Genomic DNA, 20,120 nt, shown 5'->3' with positions numbered 1-20,120 from the left:
GCCTCCAACCTATCCGCCGAACAGCTTGGCGGCCTTGAGGATCGTCTGCCACAGGCCGTAGGCGAGCGGCGTGCCGACCACTAGCCAGGCCGCGGCGACGACGATCGGGCTCGTGGTGGCGGTGGCCGCAGCCGTGGCCCCCTTGCCGTCGCGGGTGCGGGTGTCGCTCATCGGCGTGCTCCTTCGGTCTCGCGCTGGGCGTCGGCGCCGGTGGTGGCGCCGGCGTCGAAGTGGTCCCGGCTGACATCGGTGACCAGCAGGTTGGCCACGAAGCCGACCACCAGGACGCCGACCATGGTGAACAGGGCCGGGCGGTAGTCGCCGTTGGACAACGTGCCGGGCTTGCCAGCGGCATCGAGGAACCCGTTGACGATCAGGGGTCCGGCGACACCAGCGGCCGACCAGGCGGTCAGCAGGCGACCGTGGATGGCCCCGACCTCGAGCGTCCCGAACAGGTCCTTGAGGTAGGCCGGGATGGTCGCGAAGCCGCCACCGTAGAAGGACAGGATGACCGCGGCCAGCAGGACGAACAAGCCGGTCGAGGTGTGGCCGATAGTCGCGAGCAGCAGGTAGGTCACGATGCCGACGCCGAGGTAGATCATGTAGATCGGCTTGCGGCCGATGATGTCGGAGGTGCTCGACCAGACGAACCGGCCGGCCATGTTCGCGAGCGACAGCACCCCGACGAACCCGCCCGCGGCTGCAGCGGTCACCGTGGAGGTGTCACCCTCGCGGAAGAAGTCCTGGATCATCGGCGCCGCCTGCTCGAGGATGCCGATGCCGGCGGTGACGTTGCAGAACAGCACGACCCACAGCAGCCAGAACTGCTTGGTCTTGACGGCCTCCGACGCGCGCACCATGGCACCACCGCGACCGGCCTGGTGGCCGGCGGCCACCTTCTTCCCGGCGGCGTCGGTCGACTCCGGGGGGACCCGGATGAGCGAGGCGCCGAACAGCATGAAGACGAGGTAGGACAGACCGAGGACGAGGAACGTCATCGTCAGCGCGTGCCCGTCGGCGACCGACCCGGTCTTGCCGTCGAAGCCGGCGTCGAAGGTGCCGAGCAGCTTGTTGGACAGCGGCGACGCGATGAGCGCGCCACCACCGAAGCCCATGATGGCCATGCCGGTCGCGAGGCCGGGGCGGTCCGGGAACCACTTCATCAGCGTGGAGACCGGGGAGATGTACCCGATGCCGAGGCCGATGCCGCCGATCACGCCGTAGCCGAGGTAGAGCAGCCAGAGCTGGCTCGTCGCGATGCCGAGCGAGCCGACGAGGAAGCCGGTGCCCCAGCACAGGGCGGCGGCGACCATGGCCTTGCGGGGACCCTCGCGCTCGACCCAGGTGCCGAGCACCGCAGCCGACAGGCCGAGCATGACGATGGCGATCGAGAAGATCGCCGCCACCGGTGTCTGCGACGTGCCGAAGTGGTCGACGAGCGAGGTCTTGAAGACGCTGAACGCGTAGACCTGGCCGATCGACAGGTGCACCGCGAGCGCCGCGGGCGGGATGAGCCACTTGCTGTACCCGGGGCCGGCCACCGAGTGGCTGCGGTCGAGGATCGACATGCACATACCTCCTTGTACGTGGCACAACCCCCACAGCAGGACGAAGGGGGGCAGGTGCCGCACGAGACGCTACCCCTGCGCGAGAGCAACCGCGCGCCAACTGGATCCGGGTGGCCCCACCACCGGGGCGGGCGAGCGGACCCGGAGCGCGCCGCATACCGTGGCGCCATGGGCAGGGTGACGCAGCGGACTCCGGCGATCCGACTCGAGGTGACCCCTGACGGGGTGGTCTCGCGGTCCCGACCGGACACCGTCGCCGTGGAGGAGCCGCTGGAGATGCGGGTCGACGGGACGTCGATCTCGGTCACGATGCGCACCCCGGGCGACGACTTCGACCTCACGCTCGGCTACCTGCTCACCGAGGGGGTGCTGCGGCACGCCACCGACGTGGCACGCCTGATGCACTGCCTCGACGAGGACGAGTTCGGCTCCCCCACCTACAACGTCGTCGACGTGACCCTGGCGCCGGACGTGACCGTCGACCTGTCGCGCAGCGAGCGCAACCAGTACACGACCAGTGCGTGCGGCGTGTGCGGCAAGACGAGCATCGAGGCCATCACCACCCATCGGCCGTATGCCGTCGACACCGATCCCGTGCGCCTCTCCCCTGCCGTCGTGGCCGGGTTTCCCGACGTCCTGCGCACGCAGCAGAAGGTGTTCGACAAGACCGGCGGCCTGCACGCGGCCGGGTTGTTCACGCCCGAGGGTGAGGCACTCGTCGTCCGGGAGGACGTCGGGCGGCACAACGCCGTCGACAAGGTGATCGGCTGGGCCGGGCGCGAGGACCGGCTCCCCCTGGCCGGCCACGTGCTCGTCGTCAGCGGCCGGGCCAGCTTCGAGCTCGTGCAGAAGGCCGTGATGGCCGGGATCCCGGCCCTGGTGGCGGTGTCGGCGCCGTCGTCGCTGGCTGTCGGGCTGGCTCGAGAGGCCGGGCTGACGCTGGTCGGGTTCGCCCGGGCGCCGAGGCTCACGGTCTACTCCGGCGACCACCGCCTCGACCTCGACTGACGCGCTCCCGCCGGCGACCTCCGCGCGTGCGCCCGGCGTGAGCGGGCGTCCATCGGCGTCGAGATGGTGTCCCGAGACGTCCCGAGATCCACATATATGTGCGCCCACGCTCCGGATACTGGCCAGTAGCCATGACCGGGTTGTGACCCGGGCCTCCCGAGGGGGGAAGATGGGGGCTGGTCGCTGGCAACCCCGCGACCCCACCGCCAAGACTGGCGCGAGAAAGGACTCACCACCGTGGCCGCACGCGAGGAAGCCGGACCCATTCTCAACGGCATCCCCAGCCAGCTCCCGGACATCGACCCGGATGAGACGCAGGAGTGGCTCGACTCCCTCGACGGAGTCATCGAGGAGGGCGGTCGCCAGCGGGCCCGCTACGTGATGCTCAAGCTGCTCGAGCGCGCTCGGGAGATGCAGGTCGGGGTGCCGTCGCTGACGGCGACCGACTACATCAACACCATCACCCCTGAGGCGGAGCCGTGGTTCCCCGGGGACGAGGAGGTCGAGCGCCGCTACCGCGCCTACCTGCGCTGGAACGCCGGTGTCATGGTGCACCGCGCGCAGGCTCCCGGCATCGGTGTCGGCGGCCACATCTCCACGTACGCCTCGGCCGCGACGCTGTACGAGGTGGGCTTCAACCACTTCTGGCGTGGCGCCGACCACCCCGGTGGCGGCGACCAGGTCTTCTTCCAGGGCCACGCCTCCCCCGGCATGTACGCCCGCGCCTACCTCGAGGGTCGCCTCTCCGAGGACCAGCTCGACGGGTTCCGTCAGGAGCACAGCCATGTCGTGGCCGGCAAGCCGCTGGCGCTGCCGTCCTACCCGCACCCGCGCCTCATGCCGGACTTCTGGCAGTTCCCGACCGTGTCCATGGGCATCGGCCCGATGAACGCGATCTACCAGGCGCAGTTCAACAAGTACATCCACAACCGTGGCATCAAGGACACCAGCCAGCAGCACGTCTGGGCGTTCCTCGGTGACGGCGAGATGGACGAGCCGGAGTCCCGCGGTCTGCTGCAGCTGGCGGCCGGCGAGGAGCTCGACAACCTCACCTTCGTCATCAACTGCAACCTGCAGCGCCTCGACGGCCCGGTCCGCGGCAACGGCAAAATCATCCAGGAGCTCGAGTCGTTCTTCCGCGGTGCGGGCTGGAACGTCATCAAGGTCGTCTGGGGCCGTGGCTGGGACCCGCTCCTGGCAGCAGACCGTGACGGCGCCCTCGCGCACATCATGAACACCACGAGCGACGGCGACTACCAGACCTTCCGCGCCAACGACGGCAAGTACGTCCGCGAGCACTTCTTCGGCAAGGACCCGCGCACGCGCGAGATGGTCAAGAACTGGTCCGACGAGGACATCTGGTGGAAGCTCAAGCGCGGTGGCCACGACTACCGCAAGGTCTTCGCCGCCTACCAGGCCGCGATGAACCACAACGGGCAGCCGACCGTCATCCTCGCGAAGACGATCAAGGGCTACGGCCTCGGCACGCACTTCGCCGGCCGCAACGCCACGCACCAGATGAAGAAGTTCACCCTCGACGACCTCAAGGGCCTGCGTGACAGCCTGAAGATCCCGGTCAGCGACGAGCAGCTCGAGAAGGACCCGTACCGCCCGCCGTACTTCCACCCCGGTGCGGACGACCCGACCATCCAGTACCTGCGCGAGCGTCGTGAGAAGCTCGGCGGCTCGCTGCCGGTCCGTCGGGTCCAGCACGAGCCCCTCAAGCTCCCGGCCGACTCGTCCTACGACGTCGTCAAGAAGGGCACGGGCAAGCAGCAGGTCGCCACGACGATGGCGTTCGTGCGACTGCTCAAGGAGCTCATGCGCGACAGGGAGTTCGGCAAGCGGATCGTGCCGATCATCCCCGACGAGGCACGCACGTTCGGCATGGACTCGTTCTTCCCGACGATCAAGATCTACAACCCGCACGGGCAGAACTACACCTCCGTGGACGCCGAGCTCATGCTCGCCTACAAGGAGGCCAAGGACGGCCAGATCCTGCACCTCGGCATCAACGAGGCCGGGTCGATGGCGGCCTTCACGGCAGCCGGCACGTCCTACGCCACGCACGGCGAGCCGATGATCCCGATCTACGTCTTCTACTCGATGTTCGGGTTCCAGCGCACCGCGGACTCGATCTGGGCGGCTGCCGACCAGATGACGCGGGGCTTCCTCATCGGCGCCACCGCCGGTCGCACCACGCTGACCGGTGAGGGCCTGCAGCACGCCGATGGCCACAGCCACATCCTCGCGGCGACCAACCCCGCGGTCGTGTCCTACGACCCGGCCTTCGCCTTCGAGATCGGCCACATCATGCAGGACGGCCTGCGGCGCATGTACGGCGACGACCCGGAGAACGTCATCTACTACGTGACGGTCTACAACGAGCCGATGAGCCAGCCGGCCGAGCCGGAGAACGTCGACAAGGAGGGCATCCTCAAGGGCATGTACCTCTTCGCCCCGGGGATCACCGACGGCCTGGGCGACGAGGCGCCGCGCGTGCAGCTGCTCGCGTCCGGTGTCGGTGTGCCGTGGGCGCTCGAGGCCCAGGAGCTGCTGCGCAACGACTGGGGCGTCGTCGCCGACGTGTGGTCGGTGACCTCGTGGAACGAGCTGCGTCGCGACGGCCTCGCCGCCGACGAGCAGGCGTTCCTGCACCCGGACGAGGAGCGTCGCGTCCCCTACGTCACCCAGCGCCTTCAGGACACCCGCGGCCCCGTCGTCGCCGTGTCCGACTACATGCGCCAGGTGCAGGACCAGATCCAGCAGTGGGTGCCCGGTGACTTCGCGTCACTGGGTGCCGACGGGTTCGGGTTCTCCGACACCCGCCCGGCCGCGCGTCGCTACTTCCACATCGACGGCCCCTCGGTCGCGGTGCGGGCGCTGCAGATGCTGGCCGCGAGGAACGAGATCGACGGCAACGTCGCGCGCGAGGCGGCGTCCCGCTACCGCCTGCTCGACGTCACCGCCGGCACCTCGGGCAACTCGGGCGGCGAGAGCTGACCGTCTGACCCCATGATCCGACGGTGGTCGGATCCCTTTGTGGCACAACAGGTATGCCGCCAGCTCACCATGAGCGGGCGGCATACCTGTCGGTGGGAGAGGATGGGGGCATGACCTCTGCATCCCCCCAGACCCCCCGCCGTCGCGTCGCGGTGACCGGCTCGTCGGGCAAGCTCGGCCGCACCGTCGTCGCCCACCTCGCCGAGAGCGGCTACGACGTCCTCGCCCTCGACCGCACCCGCCCCGACTCACCGCAGACGCCGTTCGTCGCGGTCGACCTCACCGACTACGGCCAGGTCTTCGAGGCGCTGTCCGGTGGGGTCGACGAGCACACGACCCCGGTCGACGCGGTCGTCCACCTCGCCGCGATCCCGGCGCCCGGCCTGACGACCAACGCCGCGACCTTCGCCAACAACTCGGCGGCGACCTACAACGTGTTCGCCGCCGCTCGCGCGCTCGAGGTCCGCAGCATCGTCTGGGCCTCGAGCGAGACCGTCCTCGGCCTGCCGTTCGACACTCCCCCGCCGTACGTCCCCGTCGACGAGGAGTACCACCCACGCCCGGAGTCGACGTACTCCCTGAACAAGGCGCTCGAGGAGGAGATGGCCGGGCACTTCTGCCGCTGGGACCCCGAGCTGACGATGGTCGGCCTGCGCTTCTCCAACGTCATGGACGTCGAGGACTACGCGGCGTTCCCGTCCTTCGACGCCGACGCCTCGGTGCGCAAGTGGAACCTCTGGGGCTACATCGACGCCCGCGACGGTGCCCAGGCCGTGCGCCTCGGGCTCGAGCGCACCGAGCCGGGGGTCGAGGTGTTCGTCATCGCCAACGCCGACACGGTGATGAGCCGCTCGAGCGCCGAGCTCGTGGCCGAGGTCTTCCCGGGCGTCGAGGTCCGCAAGGAGCTCGGCGAGCACGAGACGCTGCTCGGGATCGACAAGGCTCGTCGGGTGCTGGGGTACGAGCCGCAGCACTCCTGGCGCGACCACGTCTGACCGGTCGCGTCGGGCGCTGAAGTCCGCCTGACGCAGGCCACCCCGACACCGCGACCGGGTTGGTGGTCGGTGACGGTGCCGGGGTGGTGCGGGGACTTCGGCGGTGGCTGCGCCGGTCAGTCGCCCTGGCCGAGGAAGTCCTTGCGGGCCGTGACGCAGATGTCGGGCTGGTCGCAGAAGACGCCGTCGACCCCGGCCTTCATGAACTCCACGACCTCCTCGACCGCCCGCCCGAAGTCGGCGGGGTCCGTGCCGACCCGGTAGTCGGTCGGCAGGAAGGTGTTCTCCGCGCGGAACGTGTAGGGGGTCACCTTGAGCCCGGCCGCGTGCGCGGCGGCGACGAGCCCGGTCGGGCTGCCGAGGCTGCCGTCGGCGCGTCGCCCGATGACGAGGTTCTTGTCGGGGCCGATGCCGTCGATGGTGCGCGAGAGCTTCCGCAGGCTCGCTGCCGTGAGCAGGTCGGCGTAGGTGCGCCTGTCGCCCTTGCGGACGAGGTCGTACGGCGCACCCGACCCGCTGGCGAGGAAGACCTCGTTCGCGCGGTAGCCGTAGGTGGTGCGGAGCGTCACGAGGTTGGTCAGCTCGAAGCTCTGCACCCACAGCGGCGCCTTGGGCGTGTTGAGCCGGTGCTTGCGCACGAGCTTCATCAGCGCAGCCTCCGGGTTGAGCCCCTTGTCATGGAAGTACGTCGAGTGCTTGATCTCCGGGATGATGCCGATCTGGCGGCCGTACTCCCTGGAGAGCTTCTCGCGAAGGACCAGCACCTCCTCGAACGTCGGCACCGTGTAGCGGCCGTCGTAGACCGTCGACTCCTGGCGGATCTGCGGCAGCCGCTCCTTGGCCCGCAGGGTGCGCAGCTCGGCGAGCGTGAAGTCCTCGGTGAACCAGCCGGTCGTGGCGACGCCGTCGAGGTCCTTGGTCGTGCGACGGGAGGCGAACTCCGGGTGGTCGGCGACGTCGGTGGTGCCGGAGATCTCCGGCTCGTGCCGGTCGACGAGCACCCCGTCCCTGGTCATCACGAGGTCGGGCTCGATGTAGTCGGCCCCGAGTGCGACGGCCAGCTCGTAGGCACCGCTGGTGTGCTCCGGGCGGTAGCCGGAGGCCCCGCGGTGGGCGAGGACCAGCGGCCCGGTGGTCGTGCGGACCCGGTCGGTGGCGGCGGTCCGGTCGGTGCGGTCCGTGGCGGCTGCGGTCGCGCGGCTCGACGGGGCGGCGACGGAGGGCCCGGCGAGGGCGACGGTCGACCCGAGGACGAGGGCGCCGGTGACGGCCAGGGCGGGAAGGGTTCTGGTCATGCGGGCGACGCTAGGAACTCCACCGCCGTCGTGGGCGACCCTGCGGTGTCAGGCAGGTGAAGGTGCGCCGAACCGTTGGGGACGCTCACACCGCGGTTGTGGGCGTCATACAAATAGACTCCCCGTATGGCGCCCGCGACGGTCACGACGTCCCCCGCCACCCTGCAACGGGTGGAGCGGGCGGCGGGTGAGCTGTCGAGCGGCGCGACGCGACGCATGGAGGCGGCGCACGACTGGTACCGCGCACTGTCGGCGGAGGACCGGTCATGGGTCGGGCTCGTCGCCCAGGCCGGCATCGCAGCGTTCATCGCGTGGCTGCGCGAGGGCGGCGACCACATCCCGGTGACCGCCGACGTGTTCGGCACCGCCCCCCGCGAGCTCACCCGGTCGATCACGCTGCGCCAGACCCTCGACCTCGTCCGGTCGGTCGTCGACGTCGTCGAGCAGGACGCGACCGCGCTGGCCGAGCCGGGCGAGGAGCAGGCGCTGCGCGAGTCGGTGCTGCGGTACTCGCGCGAGATCGCGTTCGCTGCGGCCGAGGTCTACGCCCACGCGGCGGAGGCCCGTGGCGCGTGGGACGCCCGGCTCGAGGGCCTGGTCGTCGACGCCGTCCTGCGTGGTGAGGCCGACGACTCGATGCAGTCGCGGGCCGCGGCGCTGGGTTGGGGCTCGACGACGCGGGTCGCCGTCATCGCCGGCAGCACCCCACCCGGCAGCTCGGCCGGGGTGGTCGACGGCCTGCGCCGGGCGGCCGAGCGCGTGGGCGTCGACACCCTCGCGGCTGTCCAGGGTCGCCGACTGGTCTGCATCATCGGCAACGTCGACGACGCCATGCTGGCCGCGCGCGAGGTGGGCGACCAGTTCGGCGAGGGGCCGGTGGTGGTGGGGCCGACCGTGCCGCACCTGTTCGCCGCCGGCCGCTCGGCCCGCGCCGCGCTGGCCGGCCACTCCTGCGCGCAGGCATGGCCCGAGGCGCCCCGGCCGGTGGCGGCGGACGACCTGCTCGCCGAGCGGGTGCTCATCGGTGACGCCCCGGCGAGGGCGCTGATCCTGGACCGGATCTGGCACCCGCTGTCGGCCAGCGGGGGCGCCCTGCTCGAGACGGCAGCCTCCTACCTGGAGACCGGTGGCGGCCTCGAGGGCACGGCGCGGCTGCTGTTCGTCCACCCCAACACGGTGCGCTACCGCCTCGGCAAGATCGCCGACCTCACCGGCTACCAGCTCACCGACCCTCACGACGCACATACGGTCCGCATCGCGCTCGCCCTCGGCCGGCTGAGCCGGCCGGGACCCTCCGCGGTGCGCTACACCCCCTCGCCCTGAGGACGTGGCCTCGGTCACGTCGCTGGAGATCAATTGGAGGAAACCTCCAAAACGGGCCCCGGATGTTCGTGCGGAACGGTCACGCCCCGGGTGGTCGCGGACCGCAAGGGTGGAACCGTGCTCGCCATCGTCTGCCCCGGACAGGGCTCCCAGACCCCCGGTTTCCTCGCGCCCTGGCTCGAGGTGCCCGCCTTCCGCGAGCGGCTGGAGTCGCTCTCCGACGTCGCCGGGCTCGACCTCGTCGCCCACGGCACGACCTCGGACGCCGAGACCATCAAGGACACCGCGGTCGCCCAGCCGCTGATCGTCGGTGCCGGCCTCGCGACCGCTGCGGTGCTGCTGCCCGACGGCCCCGCGCGGACCGTCGGTGTGACCGCCGGCCACTCCGTCGGCGAGATCACGGCGGCAGCGTTCGCCGGGGTGCTGTCCGACCACGACGCGATGGTCTTCGTCCGTGCGCGCGGCGCCGGCATGGCTGCCGCGAGCGCCGTGACGCCCACCGGCATGAGTGCCGTCCTCGGTGGCGACCCCACCGAGGTGTCCGCCGTCCTCGAGCGCCACGGCCTGACCGCCGCCAACGCCAACGGTGCCGGCCAGACCGTCGCGGCCGGCACCCTGGACCAGCTGGCGGCCCTGGCCGCCGACCCGCCCGCCAAGGCGCGGGTCATCCCGCTCCAGGTGGCCGGCGCCTTCCACACCACGCACATGGCCCCGGCGGTCGCGGCCCTCGACGAGCTCTCGCAGGGCTTCGCCGTCAGCGACCCCGGTGTCACCCTGCTCTCCAACCGCGACGGCGCCCCCGTCACCGACGGCCCCGAGGCGCTCAGCCGACTGGTCCAGCAGGTGAGCAACCCGGTCCGCTGGGACCTGTGCATGCAGACCATGGTCGAGCAGGGCGTCACCACGCTCATCGAGCTCAGCCCGGCAGGCACCCTCGTGGGCCTGGCCAAGCGCGGGATGCCCGGGGTCACCACCCTGGCCCTGAAGACGCCCGACGATCTCGCGGCGGCCCAGCAGCTCATCTCCGACGACGCGCAAGAGGCCTGACATGACCACACCCGCCCCCAAGGGCACCGGCACGATCACCGCACCGTCCGGTGCCACCTACTCGCGCATCCTCGGCGTCGGTGGCTACCGCCCGGAGCGTGTCGTGTGGAACTCCGAGCTCGTCGAGGCGATCGACTCCTCCGACGAGTGGATCCAGGAGCGGTCGGGGATCAAGAGCCGCCGCTTCGCCGCCAAGGACGAGACGGTCGTGGACATGTCCGTCGCCGCCTCGCACGAGGCCCTCGCGATGGCCGGGCTCGAGGCCTCCGCCATCGACGCCGTGGTCCTTGCCACGGTGACGCACCCGTACCAGACCCCGGCCGCGGCGCCCATCGTCGCCGACCGGCTCGGCATCCAGGCCGCGGCCTTCGACATCTCGGCCGCGTGCGCCGGCTACTGCCACGCCATCAGCCTGGCCAACGACATGGTGCGTGGCGGCAGCGCCCGCCACGTCCTGGTGATCGGGGTCGAGAAGCTCTCCGAGTTCACCGACCCCAAGGACCGGGGCTCGGCGTTCATCTTCGGCGACGGAGCCGGCGCCGCGATCGTCGGCCCGTCCGACACCCCCGGCATCGGTCCCACCGTCTGGGGCTCCGACGGTGCGCAGTGGAAGGCGATCTCGCAGCGCGACTCCTGGGTCGACGTCCGCGACCACGACCTCGGCTGGCCCGCCATCGGCATGGCCGGGCAGACCGTCTTCCGCTGGGCCGTCTGGGGCATGGCGCCGGTGGCGCTCAAGGCCCTCGACGCCGCCGGGGTCCGCGCCGAGGACCTCGACGCGTTCATCCCCCACCAGGCCAACATGCGCATCATCGACGCGATGATCAAGCAGCTCAAGCTGCCCTCCGACATCGCTGTCGCCCGCGACATCGCCGACACCGCGAACACCTCGGCCGCATCCGTCCCGCTCGCGACCGAGCGGCTCCTGCGCGAGGGTGGTGCCCCCCGAGGTGGCCTCGCCCTCCAGATCGGCTTCGGTGCCGGCCTGGTGTATGCCGCGCAGGTCATCGTCCTGCCCTAGCGGCACCCCCGACTCCCGCGGGCCCGCGGGTTGCACGACCGGGCCGACCACCGACCAACCACCCCGACACCCGTCGGGACAACGAAGGAGCGCAAGCACATGGCACAGAGCGAGCAGGAGATCCTCGAGGGTCTGGCCGAGATCGTCAACGAGGAGACCGGTCTGGACACCGACTCGGTGCAGTCCGAGAAGTCCTTCACCGACGACCTCGACATCGACTCCCTGTCGATGATGACCATCGTGGTCAACGCCGAGGAGAAGTTCGGCGTCCGCATCCCCGACGACGAGGTCAAGAACCTCAAGACCGTCGGCGACGCCGTGTCCTTCATCTCGAAGAGCCAGAGCTGACCTCTGGGCTGACGTGCGGCTGACGCCGCACCCGCACCACCCGCGGGGTGGCGCGCCCGCGCCATACCGGCTTACCGGCCGCCACCCCGCAGCAGCACCACCTCGTCACTGCACCCCCTCACGAAGGAGCACCCAGACATGACCGCCGAACGACGCGTCGTCGTCACGGGCCTCGGAGCCACCACCCCGGTGGGCGGCAACGTCCCCGACACGTGGGACGCCATCCTGGCCGGCAAGTCCGGTGCGCGGACCATGCCCTACGAGTGGGTGGAGCAGTACGACCTCCCCGTGAAGTTCGCGGCGACCCTGCAGACCCCCGCCGAGGAGGTGCTGAGCAAGGTCGAGGTCCGTCGCATGGACCCGAGCGCGCAGTACGCCCTCATCGCCGCCCGTGAGGCGTGGGCCGACGCCGGCGCCCCCGAGGTCGACCCCGAGCGCTTGGCCGCCTCCATCGGCACCGGCATCGGCGGTGTGTGGACCCTGCTGTCGCAGTGGGACAACCTGCGCGAGAAGGGCCCGCGCCGGGTCTTCCCGCTCGCGGTCCCGATGCTCATGCCCAACGCCTCCTCGGCCGCCGTGTCACTCGAGATCGGCGCCCGCGCCGGCGCCCACACCCCCGTCTCCGCCTGCGCCTCCGGCCTGGAGGCCATGGGCTACGCCTACGACATGATCCGCGCCGGTCGCGCCGACATCGCGGTGGCCGGTGGCACCGAGGGTGCCGTGCACGCGCTGCCCATCGCCGGGTTCGCCGCCATGCAGGCACTGTCGACGCGCAACGACGACCCCGAGCGCGCCTCGCGTCCCTACGACACCGGCCGCGACGGGTTCGTCCTCGGTGAGGGTGCCGCGGTCGTGGTGCTCGAGGAGTACGAGGCGGCCAAGGCCCGCGGCGCCAAGATCTACGCCGAGATCGGTGGCGTGGGCATGTCCGCCGACTCCCACCACATCGCCGCCCCCGAGCCCGAGGGCGCCGGCGCCTCGCGCGCCATGGTCGAGGCGGTCCAGCGGGCCGGGCTGACGCCCAAGGACATCGTCCACGTCAACGCACACGCGACCTCCACCCCCGTCGGTGACGTCGCCGAGTCCAACGCCATCCGCCGCGCGTTCGGTGGCGACGCGGACGGCATGCCGGTCAGCGCCACCAAGTCGATGACCGGGCACCTGCTCGGTGCGGCCGGCGCCCTCGAGGGCGTCCTGACGATCCTCGCGCTGCACCACCGCCTGGCCCCCGCGACGATCAACCTCGACGACTTCGACCCGGCCATCAAGCTGGACGTCGTGCACGGCGAGGCCCGCAAGCTCCCGTCCGGCGACATCGCCGCCCTCAACAACTCGTTCGGGTTCGGCGGCCACAACGTTGCGGTGGTGTTCACTTCCCTCTGATCCGTGCGGTTGCGTGTGTTAACGGCAAGTCACCCGTTCGGAGGGTGGTTCTGTCGTGACGTCTTCGTGATCATCGACTCGCGGCTACCTTCATGCCGCTGGTCGGATGTCAGGAGGACGCGACGTGGTGGGTGCAGCAGGCGCTCGGGGTTGGGGCATCGAACGCATCCAGGTCGTCGATGAGCGTCTGGCTCGACGGTTCCGGTCGGCGCTGTGGACCCACACGCTCCGCAGCCCGCTCGTCCTGCGCCAGCTCGTCCCGGTCGTGTCGGTGTCGGCGGTCACCGCCGTCGTGTGCGCGCTCCTGCACCCCGGGAGCAGCCCCCAGCTGACCTGGTGGCTCATGGGCTCCCTGCCCGTCGTGGCGCTGGTCGCCTACGTGGCCATCGTCCTGATGACCATGTGGCGGAACGAGTCCTGGCTGGCCCGCGAGGTCGTGCCCGGCCGGTTCATCGCGGTCACCGTCGGGCAGGAGAGCATCCGCGTCCGGGACCACGACTCCTCCGTCGAGTACGGCTACTCCCTCGTCACCGGGGTCCACCAGTACGGCGACGTCGTCGTCATCGAGCACAGCCCGTCCTTCTGGACGCTGCCCCTCGAGCTGTTCGAGGTCCACGAGCTCAGCGTGATCCGCGCTCGGGCCGGGCGCACCTTCCTCCCGACACAGGGCACGTCGGCCCACCCGCTCGAGGTCGGCCCCGAGGTGCTGCTCCAGCAGAGGTCCCACCGCGAGGGCCGGGTCGTCCGCTGAGCCGAGCCCGGCCGAGCCTCACCGACCGCGCGGCGGCTTGTCCGTGGGGCGACCGGGTGCGGGAGGGAGGGTCAGGTCGATGATCGGCGTGCTCGTCGACGTGCTCGTCGACGAGGTCGGCGACAGCGTCGCGCTGCTCGACGGCTTCGGACCCTTGGTGCGGCTCGTGGTCGCGGACGCGGTCGGAGGCGTCGTCGCGCTGCCACGGGGCACCAAGGTGGCTGACGTCGCGGACCTCGACGTGCTCGTGGACGCCGAGGTCGTGGTGGCGTTCGTGGCGTCCGGGGTGGACCCCGTCCTGGAGGAGCGCGAGACCGACGTGGCGCCGTCGCGCCCCGTCGTCGGTCCGTCCCGTCCCACCGACGGCGCCGTGCGGTCGCTCTCGGCGGACTCCTGCTGCTGGGTCGGACCCGATGGGCGCTCGGGCAGCACGAACGGGAACGCCACCACGGCGGAGAGACCGGCCACCCAGAGCAGCGGCAGGCCGGGAAGCGGCTTCCAGCTCCCCCGGCGCTCGAGCACGCCGTGCCGGACCAGCTCGCGCAGGTAGGCGACGAGGGTCACGAGGGCGACGACGCTCAACAGCCACAGCACCCAGGCAGCGGTCGCTGCACCGGTGGGCAACGGAGCGGTCAGAACGAGCCAGGCGCTCCACAGCAGGGTCCCCACACCCACTGCGGCCAGCGCCCCCACGAACGCCAGCGCACTGGCCTTGGGGCGGGTCACAGATACCTCCAGGGTCGGATGATCAGCGTGCGAGGCTACCGACCTCCGCCCGCGCCCCGCGAAACATGCAGGTCAGCGCGGCCCTCCCGACCCCGTCCTCACCCCATGGACAGACGAGCCGGCGACCCTCCCCCCGGAAGGTCGCCGGCTCGTCCCCGCAGTGCTGACCGCTCGGTCAGCCGACCTTGTGGAGCCAGCGCACGGGGGCTCCGTCCCCGGCGTACCGGAACGGCTCGAGCTCGGCGTCCCAGTCCGTGCCCAGCAGCTCCTCGAGCATCTCCGCCATGGCCTCGGGAGACCCCTGGGAGAGCCGGACGACCTCGCGCAGCCGGTCCTCGTTGACCACGGCGTCACCGGCCGCAGAGGTCCAGGTGTGGTGGATCCCCAGCGCCGGGGTGTGCGACCAGCGCGACCCGTCGGCGCCGGGACTCGGCTCCTCGGTCACCTCGTAGCGCAACCTGTCCCACCCTCGCAGCGTGGACGCGAGCTTGGCGCCGGTGCCCTGCAGGCCCGACCACGCCAGCTCGGCACGGACCAGGCCGGGGCCGGCGGGCTGAGCGGTCCAGTCCAACGACAGCTTGCGGTCGAGGGCTGACTCCAGTGCCCAGGTGATGTGCGGGCACAGCGCTTTGGGGGTGGAGTGAATGAACACCACCCCGCGGGTCGTGACACGCGGCATCGCGACAGACATCCGGGCCTCCTTGGGTGTGCGAGGGACGTCTTCCCCACGAACCTGCGCACATCTCGAGCTCGGCGTGTTGCCGCGATCTTCAGTTGGACTTGCTGGCGACCATTGTGCACCACGCACCACGTCGGCACCAGCGTTATCACCAGTCCCGTCCAGCACACCTTTCACACCCCGGTATGGCGCCGCCACGCGACGGTTCCCCCGCGCCATACCTGAGCCTCTGGCCCAAGGCCATTGAGGGCCGGACGCAAGCGCGGGCGGATGCGCTCAGGGGTTCTGGACGAGGCGAAGCAGCGTGCCGTCGGGGTCGATCAAGGCGCCGATGACCAGGCCTGAGGCCTCGAGCCGCGGTGGGTGCAGCCGTGGCCAGCCGTGCGTGATCTCGGGCAGCCCGGCGTCACGGCACCGGTCGTAGAACGCCTGGACGTCGTCGAGGCGCAGGCAGCAGCCGAATGAGCTCGACGACGGATCGAGGTCGGGGAAGGGAAAGAACTCCAGCACCACGTCGTCGCGCTCCAGGATCATCCAGCCGTCGTCGCGGTACCCCTGCGTGAAGCCGAGCCGCTCGTAGAACGCGCTGGTGGCGGTGAGGTCTCGCGCTGGAAGATTGGGTGTCGCCCGGTTGGCCATGCCGCATCGTAGGCACCACTCGTCCCGTGGCGGGGCGTGCGAGTGCCCGGCGCGGACTGTCGCCGTCGGCTGCGCCTGCATCGCTGATCACCGGCCCCGGCGGGTAGGCTCACCGCGCCCAGCCGGTGAGAGCCGAGCTGGTGCCGGGGCAGTAGCTCAGTCGGTCAGAGCAGCGGACTCATAATCCGTCGGTCGTCGGTTCAAGCCCGACCTGCCCCACAGGTGTTCACTCAGGTCAGCGGCGTGCGCTACTCGTTCGAACCCCGTGCCAGCGCCGAGCAGGGCTCGGCTGGGCTTGAGGGGATGTACGAGTCCACTCCCGACCAGGGGATCACGTTCACGACCAACGTCGACACGATCATCCGGAAGGGCTTGGATCCACAGGTCGTGGCACGACTGCTCGCGGAGGGCCCGAGATGGCGCACCCGTGCTGGAGGCACTGCTGTCGGGGAACTCAGCGAATCTCATCTCGATGACGAACGGCGCGGAGGCTCAGCTGAGGGCAGTCACAGCCTCTCTGGTGCCTCAAGCACGACTCACGGCGATGGCCGTTAATACCCCCACCGATGCCCTGGTTGACACCCTCGGGGACGTCGACGTCACTTCACGGGCGGCAACACGCCGACATGGCCCTTGATGACCACGACCTCTGCCAGGTCACGCAGCTTGCGGTTCGTGTCCTGGCTGGACTTGACAGGAAGGCGAACGCCTCCTCCTCGCCGACCTGGAGGTGCGACATGACGATGCCGATGGCCACGCCGATCTTGCGCGACGTGCGCAACGCCACCTCAAGCTCGGCTGCATGCTTCGTGCTGAGAAGGCCATCCTCCTGCAGCTCCATGATCATCGCGCGGTCCACATCGACGTGCGTCTCCAGACTGTCCAGGCGACCGCCCTGGAGGTCTTCGCGCACGTCCCTTGCGTCCGCCCGCTGGGTTGCCTCATCCGCCTGGTACTGAAGCTTCTCGATGTCACCGTGGTCTTGAGCCACGGTGGCTGCAAGGTCATCCACGCGTTCTTCCACACTCTTGGGAGTCTTCTGTCCGGCGGCGCTCATGGGCGGAAGTATGCACCGACCGCCAAGGCGCGAACAGTCACACGCCACCTGCTGATCGCCCCGCCTGTCGTTCGGCGGCCTCGGCCCACAGGTCGGCTGACGACGGTCCAGATGCCGCCGGCGCCGCACCGAGGCCGCCAGCCCTTGTCCTCGAGGTCCTGCGCCAACTGCTCGAGTGTCTCTTGGCCGGTGGGGTCCCGGCGATGAGCAGGATCCAACGCATCGGCCGATGGTGCCGTGACATGGAAACGCTGGCCCATCAGGAGGCCAACGTCCCACGCGCGAGACCCGTACTGGGGGTGCGGCTTCGCCCGTTTTCGCACGATACTCCGCCAATGCACGCGTGAAGTGAACGGCAGGTCATGATCTGGTCTGCATAACCCGTAGGTCAGGCACGACACAAGCGCTCCCACCCTCGGGGGACGAGGGTGGGAGCGCGGCCTGTGCTGGAGGGGGATCCGCACAGGCGTCTGTAGCGAGCCATCTGGTCAGCGGTGGTGCGCGGCCACGCGCGGCTACCGAGCCGACGCCGTTGCCCCCCAGGCGACCAGAGTGCCCAGACTCGATCCGACCATGACCATGAGGGCTGCTGTGCGTGCTTGCATGGTCGGACCGTCGATTCTGTTGTAGATCCAGCGGGCCGTGGTCCGGCGCAAAGGCACCCCCTGCGCGCGAGGGCCGGACCACGACTGTTCGGTAGGTACCCCACACTCGAGGCGGGAAACTGTCGTGACGGGAAGCCGCCAAACTTCGTCATGGTGGCTGGCGGTGACACGCCTCACGATCGCGGCAGACTGTCCCGGTGACTGGTGCCTGCGCTGCGGTACCACGACTGGGGCACGAACCCGATCGTCACTGACGTGTCAGGGCGCATGACCGACTCATCATCCGTCGGTCGTCGGTTCGAGCCCGACCTGCCACACCCAGGCCCGGATCCCGTGGTCGGAGTCCGGCCCCACGCGAGGGCGTTTCGGCCTTCACGGCCAGCATGCGAGATTTGAGGGCTGTTAGCACGGTTCGGGGTATGGACTTGCCCCCTTGCGGGCAAAGGTCCGGTCAAGGTACTGCCGCTGGGCGGTGCACCGCGCGTACCGTCATGGGGGTCGGCAGGTCCAGCGCACCCCCACTCCAGCGGCGGAACCCACCGACAGCGTCGAAGGCCCCGGTCTCATCCCCCGCGGGCCCCGACTGCGGCCGACAATCAGGGGTAGGCCGCACGTCAAGCGCCTCCGTCTCTCCCGTTCTGGGCCTGGCGGAGGCGCTTTCGTGTGTGCCAGCGTGCCGGCACAGTGCTGGCGGCAGCCTCAGCAGGCGGTGATGCGGTACAGCGTGAGCCGTCCGCCGGAGGCCACCGGCTCGAAGCCCGGCGCCGTACCGACGTCGAGGCCGCGGTAGCCCGCCTGTCGCCAGTCGCCCTTCCAGAAGGTGACCGGTCCGGCGAGCACGTACCCCAGCCGCAACCGGTGGACCGCGGGACAGACCTCGGGGTCCTGTTCTGCAGCAGCAAGGTGCGCGGCCACGACCGTACGATCGCTCCCCCAGCTGCCCTGGAGGTGGGGGTACAACATGGTCCGGTCACCCAACGGTGCGGCGAGGACCGAGCCGTTCCACGGGTTCCCGGCGATGGTGCTGCCTGCGGGGACGAGCTCGGGAAGCCTGGCCAGCAGGCTCTCCTCGGCCGGGCCCAGCATGTCGTGGCCGCCGTACCAGGTGCCGACGACCTTGCTGTTGGCACCGGCGTACATGCCGCCCGACAGGACGACGAGCGCGACGGCTGCGGCAGCCAGGGCGACCTCGGGGAGGTGGCGTCGGCGTGGACCGACGAGGTGCGGGTGCTGCTGACCGGCGAAGGAGACCACGGCCGCGACGAGGCGGTCCAGACCCACGACGGCCAGTGGTACGGCCGTGACGCCGACGAGGGCCGCCAGGCGGAACGAGTCGTCGTACCAGGGGCCGCTCAGGGCCCGCGCCACCGGTCCGTCGCTGCCCGCCACGAGGACGAACGCCGCCCCGGCGGTGGCGTGCGCCAGCACCAACCAGCGCAGCGGGCGTCGCTTCCACGCCGCCACCCACCCGACGACCACCAGGGCAGAGGCCAGCCACGGGACGGGGGACCGCACCGGCGCCGACAGCACCCACTCCCCCGCTGCCTGCGCCAGGCTCTGTCGCGCCGGCCAGCTGGTCTGCCGGGTGGTGGCGAACACCGGGGACTGCGTCACGAACCACAGCTCGGCCAGGACGAGCAGCACCGCGGCACCCGCCACCGCCGCCCGTCGCGCCCTGCTCGTGCCGGGACGGGCGATCCACTGCCACCCCGAGACCAGGGTGACGACGGTGACGAGCAGGACGGCGCTGAGCACGGCATTCGGGTGCGCCAGCGCCAGGCCGGGAAGCGCCCCGAGGCCGAGCACCGCTCCCCGGAACCGGCCCAGCGACCGGTCGCTGCCGGGCTCGCCGTCCACCCGCAGCACGGTCACGGCGCACGCGAGGACGGCCGGGAGCATCGCCGTCGCCAGGGCGTTGGGCCACAACGTGCCGTACGACAGCAGCAGGCTCGGTGTGGCGGCGAAACCCGCTGCCACGACTCCTCCGGCCAGCAGGACCCCCGGACGCGCGCCGAGCGCCTGACGGACCAGGAGGACGCAGCCCAGCGGCCAGACGATCCCGGCGATCGCCACCGACACCGCGGAGACCGAGGAGACGACCCCGGCGCCCCCGACCTGCTCCACGAGGACGGCCACGCCGTGCCACGCCGCCGGGTAGAAGCCCGTGGGTCGTTCCGGCGCCGCAACCGTGCCCAGCGTCAGCGAGGACGCGTCGCCGGTGCGCAGTGCGGTCCAGACGGCGTTGAGGTGGAAGACCGCGTCGAAGGTCTGCGGGAAGACGTCGGGGCGACCGATCCCTCGAGCGACGGCCACCGCCGCACAGGCGCCGCCGACCAACGCCCCCACGACACCGGCGGTGTCGGGCACCCGGGCACCGTCGCGCGGTTCGACACCTCGGAGCCCAAGGGCACGACCGAGCGCGAGGACGCCCACGAAGCAGGCCCCGAGGACCGCGACCCCGACACCGACGGCACCGATGCCGAAGGGCGCCCCCACCTCCTCCGCCACGATGGCGGTGAGCGCGACCGTCGTGACCGACAGCGCGGGGGCCAGACCCAGGGCCGGTATGCCGCGCAGCCCGGCGAGCAGCGCGAGGACCAGTCCGGGGACGAGCAGGACACCCGCGGCGGCCACCAGAGCCGGCCACGCGGCATACCAGGCGCTCAGCACGG

Annotated in this window: 17 protein-coding genes and 1 tRNA gene; 10 read left to right on the top strand and 8 right to left on the bottom strand. The window is 70.9% G+C overall.

Going from position 1 to position 20,120, the window contains the following annotated elements:
• Window positions 1-9: 9 nt before the first annotated feature.
• The gene (locus ABD286_RS16235; RefSeq protein WP_344195336.1) at window positions 10-171 is read right to left on the bottom strand and encodes an MFS transporter small subunit; all 162 of its coding nucleotides are present in this window, start codon (window positions 169-171) and stop codon (window positions 10-12) included.
• On the bottom strand, window positions 168-1,568 hold the full coding sequence (locus ABD286_RS16230; RefSeq protein WP_344195334.1) for an OFA family MFS transporter: 1,401 nt from the start codon (window positions 1,566-1,568) through the stop codon (window positions 168-170). Before ABD286_RS16230 ends, ABD286_RS16235 begins: the two co-directional genes overlap by 4 nt.
• Window positions 1,569-1,736: 168 nt before the next feature.
• On the opposite strand from ABD286_RS16230, the gene fdhD reads away from it, so the two are divergent.
• The 3 genes from fdhD (at window position 1,737) to ABD286_RS16215 (ending at window position 6,574) form a co-directional block, all read left to right on the top strand.
• Window positions 1,737-2,576: a formate dehydrogenase accessory sulfurtransferase FdhD gene (fdhD, locus tag ABD286_RS16225; protein ID WP_344195332.1), complete on the top strand. Its 840-nt coding sequence runs from the start codon at window positions 1,737-1,739 to the stop codon at window positions 2,574-2,576.
• 237 nt (window positions 2,577-2,813) lie between these two features.
• Window positions 2,814-5,579, top strand: a complete 2,766-nt coding sequence (gene aceE, locus ABD286_RS16220; RefSeq protein ID WP_344195330.1) for a pyruvate dehydrogenase (acetyl-transferring), homodimeric type — start codon at window positions 2,814-2,816, stop codon at window positions 5,577-5,579.
• A gap of 110 nt (window positions 5,580-5,689) precedes the next feature.
• Window positions 5,690-6,574, top strand: coding sequence for an NAD-dependent epimerase/dehydratase family protein (locus tag ABD286_RS16215; protein ID WP_344195328.1), 885 nt, complete (start codon window positions 5,690-5,692; stop codon window positions 6,572-6,574).
• 116 nt (window positions 6,575-6,690) lie between these two features.
• On the opposite strand, the gene ABD286_RS16210 is transcribed toward ABD286_RS16215, so the two are convergent.
• Complete coding sequence (locus tag ABD286_RS16210; protein WP_344195326.1) at window positions 6,691-7,869, bottom strand: glycerophosphodiester phosphodiesterase; 1,179 nt, start codon at window positions 7,867-7,869, stop codon at window positions 6,691-6,693.
• 126 nt (window positions 7,870-7,995) lie between these two features.
• Here ABD286_RS16210 and ABD286_RS16205 point away from each other — a divergent pair, with 126 nt between their 5' ends.
• From ABD286_RS16205 to ABD286_RS16180, 6 genes are all read left to right on the top strand, one after another.
• Window positions 7,996-9,192, top strand: coding sequence for a PucR family transcriptional regulator (locus ABD286_RS16205; protein WP_344195324.1), 1,197 nt, complete (start codon window positions 7,996-7,998; stop codon window positions 9,190-9,192).
• Window positions 9,193-9,309: 117 nt separating this feature from the next.
• Window positions 9,310-10,239, top strand: coding sequence for an ACP S-malonyltransferase (locus tag ABD286_RS16200; protein WP_344195322.1), 930 nt, complete (start codon window positions 9,310-9,312; stop codon window positions 10,237-10,239).
• 1 nt (window position 10,240) lies between these two features.
• Entirely contained in the window at window positions 10,241-11,260 is a 1,020-nt protein-coding gene (locus ABD286_RS16195; protein WP_344195320.1) for a beta-ketoacyl-ACP synthase III, read from the top strand.
• A gap of 99 nt (window positions 11,261-11,359) precedes the next feature.
• Window positions 11,360-11,608, top strand: coding sequence for an acyl carrier protein (locus ABD286_RS16190; protein WP_056917602.1), 249 nt, complete (start codon window positions 11,360-11,362; stop codon window positions 11,606-11,608).
• Between the two features lie 138 nt (window positions 11,609-11,746).
• Window positions 11,747-12,991, top strand: a complete 1,245-nt coding sequence (fabF, locus tag ABD286_RS16185; RefSeq protein WP_344195316.1) for a beta-ketoacyl-ACP synthase II — start codon at window positions 11,747-11,749, stop codon at window positions 12,989-12,991.
• 124 nt (window positions 12,992-13,115) lie between these two features.
• On the top strand, window positions 13,116-13,742 hold the full coding sequence (locus tag ABD286_RS16180; protein ID WP_344195314.1) for a hypothetical protein: 627 nt from the start codon (window positions 13,116-13,118) through the stop codon (window positions 13,740-13,742).
• Between the two features lie 18 nt (window positions 13,743-13,760).
• Here ABD286_RS16180 and ABD286_RS16175 read toward each other — a convergent pair whose 3' ends face one another.
• The 3 genes from ABD286_RS16175 to ABD286_RS16165 all read right to left on the bottom strand — a co-directional run bounded on the left by ABD286_RS16175 (window position 13,761) and on the right by ABD286_RS16165 (window position 15,786).
• Window positions 13,761-14,468: a hypothetical protein gene (locus ABD286_RS16175; protein WP_344195312.1), complete on the bottom strand. Its 708-nt coding sequence runs from the start codon at window positions 14,466-14,468 to the stop codon at window positions 13,761-13,763.
• Window positions 14,469-14,643: 175 nt separating this feature from the next.
• Window positions 14,644-15,159, bottom strand: coding sequence for a DUF3145 domain-containing protein (locus ABD286_RS16170; protein WP_344195310.1), 516 nt, complete (start codon window positions 15,157-15,159; stop codon window positions 14,644-14,646).
• Between the two features lie 264 nt (window positions 15,160-15,423).
• Window positions 15,424-15,786 carry a bleomycin resistance protein gene (locus ABD286_RS16165; RefSeq protein ID WP_344195308.1) on the bottom strand — a complete coding sequence of 121 codons (363 nt, stop codon included), beginning with the start codon at window positions 15,784-15,786 and terminating at the stop codon, window positions 15,424-15,426.
• Window positions 15,787-15,931: 145 nt separating this feature from the next.
• Here ABD286_RS16165 and ABD286_RS16160 point away from each other — a divergent pair.
• A tRNA-Ile gene (locus ABD286_RS16160) sits at window positions 15,932-16,005 on the top strand.
• A gap of 385 nt (window positions 16,006-16,390) precedes the next feature.
• Here the strand turns inward: ABD286_RS16160 and ABD286_RS16155 are convergent.
• Entirely contained in the window at window positions 16,391-16,843 is a 453-nt protein-coding gene (locus ABD286_RS16155; protein ID WP_344195306.1) for an ANTAR domain-containing protein, read from the bottom strand.
• 1,304 nt (window positions 16,844-18,147) lie between these two features.
• Window positions 18,148-20,118: a DUF6541 family protein gene (locus tag ABD286_RS16150; protein ID WP_344195304.1), complete on the bottom strand. Its 1,971-nt coding sequence runs from the start codon at window positions 20,116-20,118 to the stop codon at window positions 18,148-18,150.
• Between the last annotated feature and the right edge of the window lie 2 nt (window positions 20,119-20,120).

The sequence above is a fragment of the Pedococcus aerophilus genome, assembly GCF_039532215.1.
Classification (GTDB): Bacteria; Actinomycetota; Actinomycetes; order Actinomycetales; family Dermatophilaceae; genus Pedococcus; species Pedococcus aerophilus.
This window is presented reverse-complemented; position numbering and strand designations above follow the sequence as displayed.

What these genes read in the sequence shown, in the direction of transcription:
- ABD286_RS16235 (WP_344195336.1), bottom strand. Translation starts at nt 171, where the DNA reads ATGAGCGACACCCGCACCCGCGACGGCAAGGGGGCCACGGCTGCGGCC.
- ABD286_RS16230 (WP_344195334.1), bottom strand. Translation starts at nt 1,568, where the DNA reads ATGTCGATCCTCGACCGCAGCCACTCGGTGGCCGGCCCCGGGTACAGC.
- fdhD (WP_344195332.1), top strand. Translation starts at nt 1,737, where the DNA reads ATGGGCAGGGTGACGCAGCGGACTCCGGCGATCCGACTCGAGGTGACC.
- ABD286_RS16215 (WP_344195328.1), top strand. Translation starts at nt 5,690, where the DNA reads ATGACCTCTGCATCCCCCCAGACCCCCCGCCGTCGCGTCGCGGTGACC.
- ABD286_RS16210 (WP_344195326.1), bottom strand. Translation starts at nt 7,869, where the DNA reads ATGACCAGAACCCTTCCCGCCCTGGCCGTCACCGGCGCCCTCGTCCTC.
- ABD286_RS16205 (WP_344195324.1), top strand. Translation starts at nt 7,996, where the DNA reads ATGGCGCCCGCGACGGTCACGACGTCCCCCGCCACCCTGCAACGGGTG.
- ABD286_RS16195 (WP_344195320.1), top strand. Translation starts at nt 10,241, where the DNA reads ATGACCACACCCGCCCCCAAGGGCACCGGCACGATCACCGCACCGTCC.
- ABD286_RS16190 (WP_056917602.1), top strand. Translation starts at nt 11,360, where the DNA reads ATGGCACAGAGCGAGCAGGAGATCCTCGAGGGTCTGGCCGAGATCGTC.
- fabF (WP_344195316.1), top strand. Translation starts at nt 11,747, where the DNA reads ATGACCGCCGAACGACGCGTCGTCGTCACGGGCCTCGGAGCCACCACC.
- ABD286_RS16170 (WP_344195310.1), bottom strand. Translation starts at nt 15,159, where the DNA reads ATGTCTGTCGCGATGCCGCGTGTCACGACCCGCGGGGTGGTGTTCATT.
- ABD286_RS16165 (WP_344195308.1), bottom strand. Translation starts at nt 15,786, where the DNA reads ATGGCCAACCGGGCGACACCCAATCTTCCAGCGCGAGACCTCACCGCC.
- ABD286_RS16155 (WP_344195306.1), bottom strand. Translation starts at nt 16,843, where the DNA reads ATGAGCGCCGCCGGACAGAAGACTCCCAAGAGTGTGGAAGAACGCGTG.